12 protein-coding genes are annotated in these 11,760 nt (G+C 58.5%); 2 read left to right on the top strand and 10 right to left on the bottom strand.

The window, feature by feature from the left end; genetic code table 11:
- Position 1: 1 nt before the first annotated feature.
- The 10 genes from ABIL25_02060 to glmM all read right to left on the bottom strand — a co-directional run bounded on the left by ABIL25_02060 (position 2) and on the right by glmM (position 9,017).
- Complete coding sequence (locus tag ABIL25_02060) at positions 2 to 157, bottom strand: hypothetical protein (GenBank protein MEO0081060.1); 156 nt, start codon at positions 155 to 157, stop codon at positions 2 to 4.
- Between the two features lie 29 nt (positions 158 to 186).
- On the bottom strand, positions 187 to 501 hold the full coding sequence (locus ABIL25_02055; protein MEO0081059.1) for a ferredoxin-thioredoxin reductase catalytic domain-containing protein: 315 nt from the start codon (positions 499 to 501) through the stop codon (positions 187 to 189).
- On the bottom strand, positions 498 to 1,349 hold the full coding sequence (locus tag ABIL25_02050) for a hypothetical protein (protein MEO0081058.1): 852 nt from the start codon (positions 1,347 to 1,349) through the stop codon (positions 498 to 500). Before ABIL25_02050 ends, ABIL25_02055 begins: the two co-directional genes overlap by 4 nt.
- Complete coding sequence (locus ABIL25_02045; GenBank protein MEO0081057.1) at positions 1,303 to 2,142, bottom strand: ABC transporter ATP-binding protein; 840 nt, start codon at positions 2,140 to 2,142, stop codon at positions 1,303 to 1,305. Before ABIL25_02045 ends, ABIL25_02050 begins: the two co-directional genes overlap by 47 nt.
- Positions 2,142 to 2,987, bottom strand: coding sequence for an ABC transporter permease (locus ABIL25_02040; GenBank protein MEO0081056.1), 846 nt, complete (start codon positions 2,985 to 2,987; stop codon positions 2,142 to 2,144). Before ABIL25_02040 ends, ABIL25_02045 begins: the two co-directional genes overlap by 1 nt.
- A 3-nt stretch (positions 2,988 to 2,990) precedes the next feature.
- Positions 2,991 to 4,127 (bottom strand): ABC transporter substrate-binding protein, encoded by a 1,137-nt coding sequence (locus ABIL25_02035; protein ID MEO0081055.1) that lies wholly within the window; start codon positions 4,125 to 4,127, stop codon positions 2,991 to 2,993.
- A 110-nt stretch (positions 4,128 to 4,237) separates the two neighbouring features.
- Entirely contained in the window at positions 4,238 to 5,035 is a 798-nt protein-coding gene (locus ABIL25_02030; GenBank protein ID MEO0081054.1) for a methyltransferase domain-containing protein, read from the bottom strand.
- Positions 5,036 to 5,127: 92 nt separating this feature from the next.
- Complete coding sequence (locus ABIL25_02025; protein MEO0081053.1) at positions 5,128 to 5,529, bottom strand: DMT family transporter; 402 nt, start codon at positions 5,527 to 5,529, stop codon at positions 5,128 to 5,130.
- A 226-nt stretch (positions 5,530 to 5,755) separates the two neighbouring features.
- A complete protein-coding gene (glmS, locus tag ABIL25_02020) occupies positions 5,756 to 7,609 on the bottom strand; it encodes a glutamine--fructose-6-phosphate transaminase (isomerizing) (GenBank protein ID MEO0081052.1) in 1,854 nt (617 codons plus the stop codon).
- A gap of 40 nt (positions 7,610 to 7,649) precedes the next feature.
- The gene (gene glmM, locus ABIL25_02015; protein ID MEO0081051.1) at positions 7,650 to 9,017 is read right to left on the bottom strand and encodes a phosphoglucosamine mutase; all 1,368 of its coding nucleotides are present in this window, start codon (positions 9,015 to 9,017) and stop codon (positions 7,650 to 7,652) included.
- A 201-nt stretch (positions 9,018 to 9,218) separates the two neighbouring features.
- On the opposite strand from glmM, the gene ABIL25_02010 reads away from it, so the two are divergent.
- Positions 9,219 to 10,364: a PQQ-binding-like beta-propeller repeat protein gene (locus ABIL25_02010; GenBank protein ID MEO0081050.1), complete on the top strand. Its 1,146-nt coding sequence runs from the start codon at positions 9,219 to 9,221 to the stop codon at positions 10,362 to 10,364.
- Between the two features lie 12 nt (positions 10,365 to 10,376).
- Entirely contained in the window at positions 10,377 to 10,898 is a 522-nt protein-coding gene (locus ABIL25_02005; GenBank protein MEO0081049.1) for a gamma carbonic anhydrase family protein, read from the top strand.
- The last annotated feature ends 862 nt before the right edge of the window (positions 10,899 to 11,760 follow it).

The following is an 11,760-nucleotide window of genomic DNA, read 5'->3' as shown; positions in this document are numbered from 1 at the left end:
TCTACTTGCCGCAGCAGCCGCCGTCCGCTTCATTGACCTTCATCGGCGAGCCGCAGCAGATGATGTTGCAGTCGGCACAGCCGCACGACTTCGTCACCACCATTTCAACGCCGCAGCTGTTGCAGCGGAGGGTGTCACCTTTCTTTACCGGTTTCATGTGTACCTTCCTTTCTTAGATTAGTACTTTCATTTGTCAGAACTGCAGCAACCACCCGGCTCGGACTGAACTCCCGGTTTGTAGAACAGCCGGCAGAAGCAGTGACCGTCTTTCTCGACTTCGTCGTGCACGGTCGGACAGGGGCAGACCACGTCCTTTTGCGGGTCAAGCGGATGGGACTGCTTGCAGGGACAGTAGTACTTACCGTGCTCGGCGAAGTTCTTAGCCAGGAGCGTTGCTACCTTGAGAGTGCGGGCAAGGTCGGGGTTGAGCACGTACCCCAGCTCTTCCCCGACCTTGCGCACTCTTTCTACGTTGGCTCGGTCTGTTTCACTCAGATTCATTTCTTCTCTGGCGCAATAACCCAGAAGTCAAGACCGACACCGAATGGTGCAATTGCACCGCCTTTGCACAGGGCGGCAATCGGCACCATGACTTTGGGCCGGATGGAGAGTACTGGAACCGGCTTGACTACTGCGCCGACCTGGGTGACATGGCGGTCCTGCTGGGTCTTGTCCACTGCAGTGCCATTGACCTCGGTCTTGGCCTGCATTGTGCCAACAAGTGAAAGCCAGAGTTGAAAACTCTTAGTGAAGTCGTAGTCAAGCTTGGTCACGTACTCGAACATATTGCCGACCTTAGTCGTATCGTTCACCTTGCCGTTGAGCCAATAGGCGGCCCGCAGGTGGCCCACTATCTTGCCGAACGATTTGGTTGTGGCAATGAGACCCAGCCCACCCGACATCTTACCGTCACCAATCTTGGGCTTGGCGTCCTTGTTCGATGTCGGCAGGCCGAAGGCCGCGGCGGCAGTGAGCTTGACCGGCGCCTTCTTGTCGGCGATGAACTGATACCTGGTATGCAGTTCGACGTCACCAACGCCCATTGAGGACAGGGTGTCCTGAGACTTGCTGGCAAGAGGGACCATCGCTAGGATTTCCCATTTCTTAAGCGGCGCATACCCCAAGAGCAGCATACCGCTGATGGTGGTTGTCTTCTTCTTGGCCGCCAGGGTATCCCACTTCTTGTCGGTCCAGTTGTAGGTCTTGGCGGTCTGGGAGTATGCCAGGTCCAGCTGAGCGATGAACTGCTTTGGTTTGAGCGTACCCGCACCCCGGCCGATAATCGGAGTGGCGAGTACGGCGTTAGCGGCCACAGCAAACAGGGCCGCGACCAATAGGACTTTCTGCACGGTCTCCTCCTTTGTTTTCGGTTAGTTCTGCGCCTTCTCCTTCGAGCATCACGCGCTCCAGTACGCCGCGCACGGCAAGGAGCGCTTCGACAAAGCGGGTAGCCAGCCGGTCGCGCGGTCGGGCCAGGTCGAACCGGAAGTCGGCCGCAATTCTTCCGGGCCGGTCCGCCATCACGACCACTCGGTCGCCAAGGTACACCGCCTCGTCGATATTGTGCGTCACGAACAGCACGGTCTTGGCCGTACGCTGCCAGATGGACAGCAACTCATTCTGCAACCGGTGCCGGGTACGTTCGTCCAGGGCTCCGAACGGCTCGTCGAGAAGCAGAATCTTGGGGTCAGTGGCCAGTGCCCGGGCAATGGCGACGCGCTGCTGCATTCCACCGGACAGCTCCCAGGGATGACTGCGACTGAAACGGCTGAGTCCGACCAGCTCCAGCAAGACCGCGGCTTTCTTCCTGCGTTCGGCGCGACCTACACCACGAAGTTCCAGGCCGAAGGCGACGTTATCGGTGACATTGCGCCAGGGTAGGAGTGAGTACTGCTGGAACACCATGCCGATACTCCGCCTGTCACCAGCGGCATCATTTCCAGTTATAAGGACAGTGCCTGTAGTCGGTACAACCAGGCCGGCAACTATCCGCAAGAGCGTTGTCTTGCCGCAACCGGTCGGTCCGACTACGCAGGTGAACTCGCCCTGGCCGATGTCCAGATTGATGTTCTCCAGCGCCGTGACTGGCACGCCGGCGGCGTCGAATACCTTGCTCACGTTCTTCAGTTGCACGGCGTACATCAGCGCACCTTTGCCTGCCAGCCGATGAAAGGCCGGCTCAGGGTAGATATACCGAATGACAGGAGCGCTCCGACCGCACCGATGAGAACCATGCCGGCGATGAGCACATCCATCTCAGCCAGTTGGTATGCATAGGTGATGAGATAACCGATACCGGCGCTCGAGCCGGGAAGCATCTCGGCCGCGACGATGACCATCCAGGCCGTACCCAGCCCTACACGAAGACCGGTAAAGACGGCCGGCAGGGCAGCCGGTAGTGCGACCTTGCGAAACAGCTGGCCCCGATTCGCACCCAACACCTGAGCTGCCTCCAGGTACGCGTCCGGCACGCCCAGTACGCCATCAACTGTATTCAGGAGTATTGGAAAGAATGCGCCGTAGAACAGGATGAAGAGCATTCCGACCTGAACTACGTCGAAGACCGTGTGCGAGTAGCGGATGCCGAACAGGTTCACGACCGAGTAGGTCTTGAATACGGCCATGGCAAACGGTATCCAGGCAATCGGGCACAGCGGCCGGAACATCTCGACAAACGGCCCGACCAATCGTCGGATGATACTGATGCGGCCCATTGCCAGGCCTAGTGGAACCGCGACCAGTACGGCCAGGCTGAACCCCATGAGCACGCGCAGGCCGGATACAGCGATGTTGTAAAGCAGCGAGCCGGTGTCGAGCACGTTGGCAAACGGCTGCAACAGGTGCTCTGCCACAGCAAGGGGCCGGGGTACGAGCCACGGGTTATTCATCCGTACCGCAACCAGATGCCATACGCCAAGGAACGCAAGCGGCAGTACCAGGCCGAGTGCAATTCGGCCCAGGCGGCCAAGACCCTTTCGACGAGCCAAGTGCTACTGCTTTGGCAACCTTTTCTGGGCTGCGGCGAGAGCCGGCTTCAGAAGCGAGAAATCATAGGAGAGCTTCTCGAACTCGTCCCGGGTCTTGTCCTTGAGCGTGCCGGTTATCTTGCCAGCCTTCACCATCTCCTCGTACCAGACCCACATACCGTCGTAGAATGCCTTATCCGGCTCCATCGAGTACCCGGAAGTAGCCATTGACACCATCTCCACTTCGGGTGTAGTGCCGATCCATTTGGCCACTAGGGCAGCGGCCTCTTCGCGGCGCGTGTTGATGTAGTGGGTTGCTACTGCCATCAGCTCGAGGAACTTCTGGATTTCCTTGCCCTGCTTGGCCACCGCGGCGTTGTTGGCGGCGATACAGCAGCAGGGATGGTCGCGGAATACACCCGGTGGTAGGTCATGCAATTCGGCCACGCACTTGCCGATGCCCTTGGACTCGGCGATGGCGGCCCAGGGATTGTTGGACACGTAGCCGTCAATCTGGCCGGTCTGCAGCCCGGTGTTCAGGTTGGCCTCTTCCTTCATCATCACCATGAGTATCTTTGCCTTGGTATCGCCCGCATCGGTGGTGAAGGTGATGCCTTCTTCCTGGAGTGCGCGCTTGAAGATAAGTTCAGCAACCGCAACCGGATTCTTGAACCCGATGCGCACCTGCTTCTTCTGGGCCTTTACCCATTCGATGAACTTCTGCCAGGAATCTAGCCCAAGGTCAGGTTTCATTACCAGCATATCACCCTTGGAGTGCAGGGGCGAGATAAGCTTCAGGGGCGAACCCTTGTCCACGAAGAACTCAACCGCGGCCACCCCGCCGAATCCGACGTCAAACGTACCTTGGCTCATGGCTGTGGGCATATCCGAGCCACCACCAGCCTTGTACAGCTCCACCTCGCATACGACTTTCTTGCCGTCGTGCAGCTTGTAGAGCTCTTTCGGTTTCACTTCCTCGAACCAGATGTTGTACGGCTTCTGGAAATCCTGACCAGCAAGGCAGGCGACGTAGAGCGCGGAATGGTGGTCGTGACCAACATGGCCAACCTTGAGCACCGGCGTCTCGGTCTTCCCGGCACAGCCGATCGCTAGAACCAGCGTACCAGTCAGCAGACATATACCGACGAGCAGTCTTCTCATGTTTCCTCCTTATTGGCTTAGGACACAGCTCTGCTCCTCATCTCAATCCTCTCAAGTTTGGTGGAGAGGGAAAGGGTGAGGAGGTAGAATCTGGTCATGTCCCGCGCCGGTTACTTCGGTTTCTCGCCGATGTAGAAGCCGCGGCCGACCTGATGCCGGTGTGCCGCATCCCGCCATAGGTTCACAAGACTCTTGGCGAAGTCGAACAGTTCCGGCCCGAAGTTCTGCATGATAGTGGGCTTCAGCTTCTCTTCGACCATCGGCTTGTATTCGTCAAAGCAGCGGGCAAAATCTTCGGTCTGGTCTTGCGCGTCAAGGATGCGGAAACCGGCACGTTTCAGAACTTCCTGCCAGCCCTGAAATGTTTCCATGTAGGGGAACGCCATTGACTCGTAGAGTTTGGCCAAGAGCGGCTCGTCTATCTTGCCGGTGATGACCCAGTCGGTGAAGCCAATTTTTCCGCCGGGCTTCAATACCCGGAAGCACTCACGGGCAAGAAGGTCTTTGTCGGTGACGTAGCACCACGCTTCTTGGCCCCAGACGATGTCAAAGGTGTCCTTTTTGAAAGGCATGTCCATCGCATTACCTTCAACAAAGGTGATGACGTTGTCCAGACCAGCGGCTTTGGTACGCTCTCTTGCTTTCTCAAGCATGGTTTTGGTGAAATCAAGCCCGGTTACCCTTACTCCGTACTTCTTGGCGATGTGCCGGGCTGGTGCACCAAGGGCTGAGCACACGTCCAAGACGTGCAGGCCCGGTCTCAGACCCAGCGCCTGGGCCAGTTCGTCAGTTGTCCGCTCAGCTCCGGAGTGAATCTGCTCGGACATTACCGCTTCCCACAACAGACCGCCCGGACCGTCGTAAACGTCCTGGACATCCTTGCCGGTGTAGTCGTAGCGCTTTGGCATACTACCTCCTTATGTGCTGGTTATGCTGCCGCGGCCTATTCCGCGACAGCGAGCGAAATTGGTTCTCAGAAGGTTACAGTACCGGGCGCTGGCTAGCGACTCAGAAAGAAGACGGCCAGACCTGCACACACCAGGCCAAGGATATGCATAATGGACAGCTTCTCGCTGAGAAATATGACCCCTAGCACAGCCGGTATGAGAATGTACATACCCGACAGCGGCACTACGACCGAAGCCGGGCCGCGGCGCAGGGCCAGAAGGAAGAATATATAGGCCATTCCGGAAAGAAAACCGGACAGAATCACCAGCGGATGCGGCCGCAATAGTTTTCCCGTATTGTCGGTGAACACGAAAACGGCGACAGGAAGAATCGTGGCCAGTGTGCTCCAGAAAGCCAGATTCTGCGAAGATACCTGGCCGGCAACCACCTTGGTAAGAAAACCCCAGCTGCCCCACAGCAGCAGGGCGATGACGGAAAGCAAACGGTAGTCCATAATCAATGTTGTTTGACTCGGTAAGGCCTACTTCCGGCGCACGGCCGGAGAAGAATCGCCCGGTCACCGCTTGCCCCTCGCAGTGCCGGGTCGAACAGTCGCTTCAGGCCGAATTGTCAGGAGCGCACGGCTCCGAAGGTGACGGTTCACGTCTGCCACCTCCGGAGAGGGCAGATGTCAGGCCTCATCAAAATTATGATAGGAAGACGTGGAAACATGTCAATACCTACTCCACCGTAACAGACTTGGCGAGGTTTCTCGGTTTGTCCACGTCACAGCCACGCAGGACCGCGACATGATAGGCCAGAAGCTGCAGTGGCAGGGCAATGACGATCGGCGAGAGGTACTCTGGTGTTTCCGGTACGTAAAATACTGTCTCGGCTATTTCCTCGAGTTCACGGTCCCCCTCAGTGCCGATGGCGATGATGCGGCCCTTTCTCGCCCTGGCCTCGGCCAGATTAGACACCATCTTGTCATACACCGAGTCGCGGGGCGCGATGCCGATGACCGGTACCGCATCGGTAATAAGTGAGATCGGGCCGTGCTTCATCTCTCCTGCCGGGTAGCCGGTGGCATGAACATAGGAGATTTCCTTTAGTTTGAGAGCGCCCTCAAGTGCGGAAGGGTAGTTTATGCCCCGGCCCAGGAACAGGAAGTCATGGGCAAAGGACAGCCGGGAAGCAACTTCCCTTATGCGACGGTCGAGGCGCAGGGTCCGTTCCATCTGCTCGGGCAGTCGCCGACACTGGGCCGCAATTTCGCTGAGCCGTTCGTCATTCATCGTACCCCGGACCCGGGCAAAGTGAAGTGCGAGGGTAAGGAGCGTAAATATCTGGGCGGTGTAGGCCTTGGTTGAGGCAACGCCAATTTCCGGGCCAGCATGGATGTACACGGTTGAATGGGCCTCACGGTCAATTGAGGAACGCCGGGTGTTCAGGACGGCGAGCGACTTGATGTCACGCTGGGCAGCTTCGCGCAGCGCAGCAAGCGTATCCGCGGTCTCGCCCGACTGGCTGACCGCAAGCATCAACGTGTTGTTCGCATAGATGAACTCTGAGGTGCGGAGCTCGGAGCTGATTTCCACCGATGTCGGAAGACGACAGAACTTTTCAAAGTAATACCGGCCGATAAGCCCGGCATGGTAGGACGTACCGCAGGCCTGTATGACGATACGCTCAAGCCGCTCGATTTCCTCTGGGTAGAACAGAAACTCCGGGTCCAGCCGGACTGGAGCAGGGCCTGGTATTGTCGACCGGGACTCAGGCTCAGGAAAACGGCGGGCGATGTTTTCCCGGATGACATCGGGCTGCTCGAAGATTTCCTTGCGCATGAAGTGCGGGTAGCGGCCTTTGGACACCGCCCTGTCGCCGAGTTCGAGTCGGGTGAACGGTCGCTCGACCCTCCGACCACTAAGGTCGGTAATGGTAACCGCATCTCGGGTGATTACCGCGACCTCACCGTCGTGCAGGACAAGCATCTTCCTGGCAATACCGACGAGCGCCGGCGCATCCGAGGCGAGAACATGCTCGGACCGGCCCTGGCCAATAACCAGTGGACTGCCAACCCGCACCGCGAAGATACGGTCCGGGTGCCGTTCGGATACGAGTGCGAGCGCGAACGAACCCTGTAGCTCGACCGCAGCACGGCGGATCGCCTGAGTAAGGTCTTGGTCATAGTAGGACTCGATCAGGTGAACCACAACTTCGGTGTCGGTAGAAGAGAGGAACCGGTGGCCGGCAGCAACGAGCCGGTCTCGCAGCGGACGGTAGTTCTCAATGATGCCATTGTGGACCAGGGCGATGATGCGTTTGCAGTCGGTAAACGGGTGAGCGTTGTCGTCCGTCACGCGACCATGCGTCGCCCAGCGGGTGTGGCCGATGCCCAAGTTGCCCGAAAGCGGGTCGCGGGCCAGCATTTCCTTGAGTTTCTGCAGCCGGCCCGCGGTCTTCCTTATCCTGAGCCCACCGTCAACAGTGGCAATGCCGCAGGAGTCGTAGCCACGATACTCAAGCCGCTCGAGGCCCACCATCACGACGTTAGTGACATTGCGCCGGCCGATGTAGCCTACGATTCCGCACATCAGCCAGCTCCAGGATGGAATCTATGGAACATATATCACCTCACGTTGTCAAGACCTTGCAGGCTCGGGCCATTACTTCGGCGAGCCTGTCCTCTTCCCGGGTTTCGCCAATTATCCGGACCAATGGTTCGGTGTTGGACGGTCGGATGTGCACCCAGAAGTCAGGGCATTCGAATCGAAGTCCGTCGCGCTCGTCCACCCGGCATTCCGCAAACTCGGCACGCAGCCGGGACCGGCGCTCGGTAAACTGCGTCCGGTCAACAGAAACAGTGAGTTTTGTCATCCGGTAGGACGGCAAAGCCGCACGTAGGCTGGACAACTTGCTGCCGGTTATGGCAATCAGCCCGAGCACAGCTGCGGCGGCAACAAGACCGTCGCGGGTGAAATTCACTTCAGGCAGAATGACGCCGCCGTTGCCCTCGCCACCCAGCACGGCGGCAGTCTCAATCATCCGTTCGACCACCGCGGCCTCGCCGACCGGCGCGCGCAGCAGATGGACCCGGTGGTTGGCACAAACATCTTCGATGCTGCGGCTGGTCGAAAGGTTGACAACAACCGGACCCTTGCGATGAAGGAGAACGTATTCAGCGGCAAGGCAGATGGTGGCTTCCTCACCGAGTGCGACGCCGGTTTCATCCACGAAACTTGCCCGGTCACCGTCCGGATCAAACGCAATCCCAAGGTCAAGATGGTCGGACCGCACGAGACGACGGAGTTCGGTCAGATTCTCGGGAGCAGGCTCGGGTCGGCGCGGAAATCCCGCGACCAGTGCGGTTAGCGACCGGTCACAGTAGATTGGTATCGGCTCACAGCCGAGTGTGCGCACCAGCCGGACCGCGGCATCGGCCGCTGCACCGTTGACGGCGTCAATGCCGACCCGCAGGCCGGTGTGCACCAGCCGTTGTCGCGCCGGCGCGAAAATCGGGCTGTCCGCAATCGCCCGGATGTGGTCCTCAACTGCATTAGGGTAGTTGCTCACATGGCCGACATCCCGCCAGGATGCGCGGGTAAAGGTGCCTGACTCGGCGAACTCACGGAACCGCCTAACCTCGGATGGACAAAGGAAGCGGCCGGCCGCACCGGCGAATTTCATGCCGTTCCATTCTTCCGAGTTATGGCTGGCAGTTATAATTAGCGCTGCGGTGCGTTGCTGATGTCGTACGTGATGCAGCACGGTCGGGGTTGGACAGACTCCGAGCAGTTCGACGTTCCGGCCAACACTCGCCAAGCCGGCAGTCGCAGCCGAGGCGAAGACCGGGCTCGAAGGTCTGGAATCGTGGCCCAAGACGACCGTACCCGGGCCGATGAGCGCGCCGAATGCAGCCGCGAAGCGGCTAACCACTTCTGGACAGAGTTCCTGACCGACGATTCCCCGAAGCCCGGAGATACCGAAGACAGACGGCTGCACAAATTGGTATTATAGAGTATGACAGGCGCTATGCAATACACGCAGCGTTTGGTGCCGGACCGCATGCACCGACAAGAGTTCCAGCACTCTGCACCGAGAGCAAGAAGGACCGTCTTTGATTCCTTGGGACGGAAACAAGATACCGGAGCATCGTATGGCGTATGCCTTGACGCGGGGCGGTTTACGACTTACGCTTGAGCCATGAAAGGAGTCCTGATGAAAAGCGTGACGTTGCTTACGGCAGCAGTAGTAGTCTTCGCTCTGTCCTGCGGAACCGGCCAAGTGAAGTGGGTCCGCGTGGTTGACTGTGGAGCGGATGAAGTCGGCGCCGGACTCGCTTCGAACGGCAATATGCTTGTGGTCCTTGGCACCAAGACTACGCCTCGGCTCGGCAGCGTCTGGGTGATGCAGGCGCTCCAGCCGGATGGTGAGCTTCGCTGGCGCCGGGAATACTCTCAGGGTTCAAACAGCTTTGCCGGCGACGCAGTAATGAACCGACAGGGCGAGCTGTTCGCATGCGGCACATGCGTACTCAAGGGTAAGGACATGTGCGTTGTCGTCCGGGTACAGGCCGACGGCCGGCTCGCATGGCAACGTGCCCTTGAGATGGGCGAGGCAAGCCGGGCAAAAGGGATATACCTTACCGACAGTGCCCTGTTTGTATGCGGGTCGGTGCAGACCAAGGAGGGACAGGAGGTCATGGTCGCAGTGCTGGACCCGGAGCAGGGCAAGACTAAATGGTCACGGAACTACAATTTCGGTCCGGTCGCCGAAGCAACCGCACTTGTCGCTAACATCAAGGGCGAGATTGTGTTCGTCGGACAGGCCGGTACCGCCGAGAACCCGGATATTATCATCGGCCGGCTCAAGGCAAATGGCGACACCCTGTGGACCCGACGCTATGATTCAGGTGCGGCTGACCGTCCGGGCGGTGTAGTATTTGACGTATTCGGCAATGTCGTTGCGACCGGTACAGGACAGGAGGGCGATGCGGCCCGGTGCGTCATTCTTGAGTACCTGCCGGATGGCGGTCTGATTCGGAAGACCGCATACCACGAGCAGGTCACGGCTCAGGGCCGACAGGTTGCCGCGACGCCAGGAGGAGACCTGTTCGTTGCTGGCCGGATAAAGACCCCGGCCGGATGGCAAATGCTGGCATTCCAGTACCGGCCGGCTGCAACCTCTATCTGGGAGCGGACTTGGGCTAAGCCGGGCGCCGACGTGTCCGGTGAAGATGTCTTTGTTGAGGGTGATGTGTTTGCGCTTGGTACAATTGACAAGAAGGATGGTGGCCGTGACATGGTGGTTGTCCGATTCACGCGGCCTGAGCCGGTAAAGCAGCAGTAACCGGACCGGACAATGCTGCTGCGGTTTGAGAACAGAGTGCCGAGCATTGGTAGGGAAGTATTTGTTGCACCCAACGCAGTCGTAATCGGCCACGTTGTTGTCGGTGAGCGGTCAAGTGTATGGTTCGGGACCGTCATTCGTGGAGACGTTGATCAGGTTGTCATCGGCCAAGACACGAACATCCAGGACTTGGCGGTCGTACATGCGGACGAGGGGGTGCCTACCAAGGTCGGCAGTCGTGTTACGGTGGGACATCGGGCAATACTTCACGGGTGTCTGGTAGAGGATGAGTGTGTGGTCGGTATGGGAGCAATTGTTCAGAATCGGGCCAGGGTGGGCAATCATTCGATTATCGCCTCGGGGTCAGTGGTTCTTGAGGGCTTTGATGTCCCAGCCGGGACACTGGTCGCAGGAGTGCCGGCCAAGGTCAAGCGGGATCTGACTCAGGCCGAGATTGCCTACATTGGCGAACTTGCTGATATATACGTCGGTCGAGCAAGGGTGTACTCTGCACAACAGGAGCGCGACGGCTGAACGAAGCATCTCACCAGAAGTTAGGATATGGCGCCCGACTCAGCACGCGATACCCGCAGCTTCACCATCATCTCAGGTGAACCAGAGCGACTAACCGACAGTTGAACTAGGATGTGCATGGGGCAGGACGATTCGCCCCTGCCAGCGCGCTAAACGAAGGCAGGTCCAGCCCAGAGCTCCGGGCGCACGGCCGGGCTAAAGTCCTGGCCCGAGCAGGGACTCGGAGCTACCGTCGCTGTGGACAGCATGTTCGCCGTCACGGCCGGTTGCGGCGCGGCTAAGAAGCCGACGAACCTCCATCAGTTGATTCATGAAGTCCGCCGAACTGTCTAGGGCAATATCTTCATTATTGCCGTGCGGCAATGTCGGGAGCCCTTGGCCGGCGTTGATACCCATACCTGTTTGCAGTACAATATGCACCGTCCATGCCTTATTTGTCGCGGTGTGCACATTATGCCAAGTGGCGTGACGCCAGACTGTTACGGCTGTAATGTCTGAGCCGATCGCGACAGCATGTTGAATGCAGCCGTTTTCTACGTCACATGGGCTGTAGGATGCGGCACGTACCTGCAGTCTGTGCTGTTATTTCGGAGAAGCACGGTTGCCGAATGTTCCAGCAGTTGGACCTTGGGGGTCCGATTGTGAGTCACAATTTGTTGTCAGGAAACTTTATTTGTTGCCGGGTGGGTCTGAACTGATGACTTTCGTCGTAATTGGATCTACCCCAAATAGGTTCTGCACTGACCGTAGTCATGCAACCTCCTGAGTCGGCACACCACTAGCATATTTGCCCCTGTGCCCAGCATCAAGTCGGCGCTCAGCCCGCCGTAGGTCATAAAGCAGGCGCAGAAGGTCGGTTCCA

The organism is candidate division WOR-3 bacterium (assembly GCA_039801365.1).
In the GTDB taxonomy this organism is placed as follows: Bacteria; Hydrothermota; Tepidihabitantia; order Tepidihabitantales; family Tepidihabitantaceae; genus JBDRUN01.
This window is presented reverse-complemented; position numbering and strand designations above follow the sequence as displayed.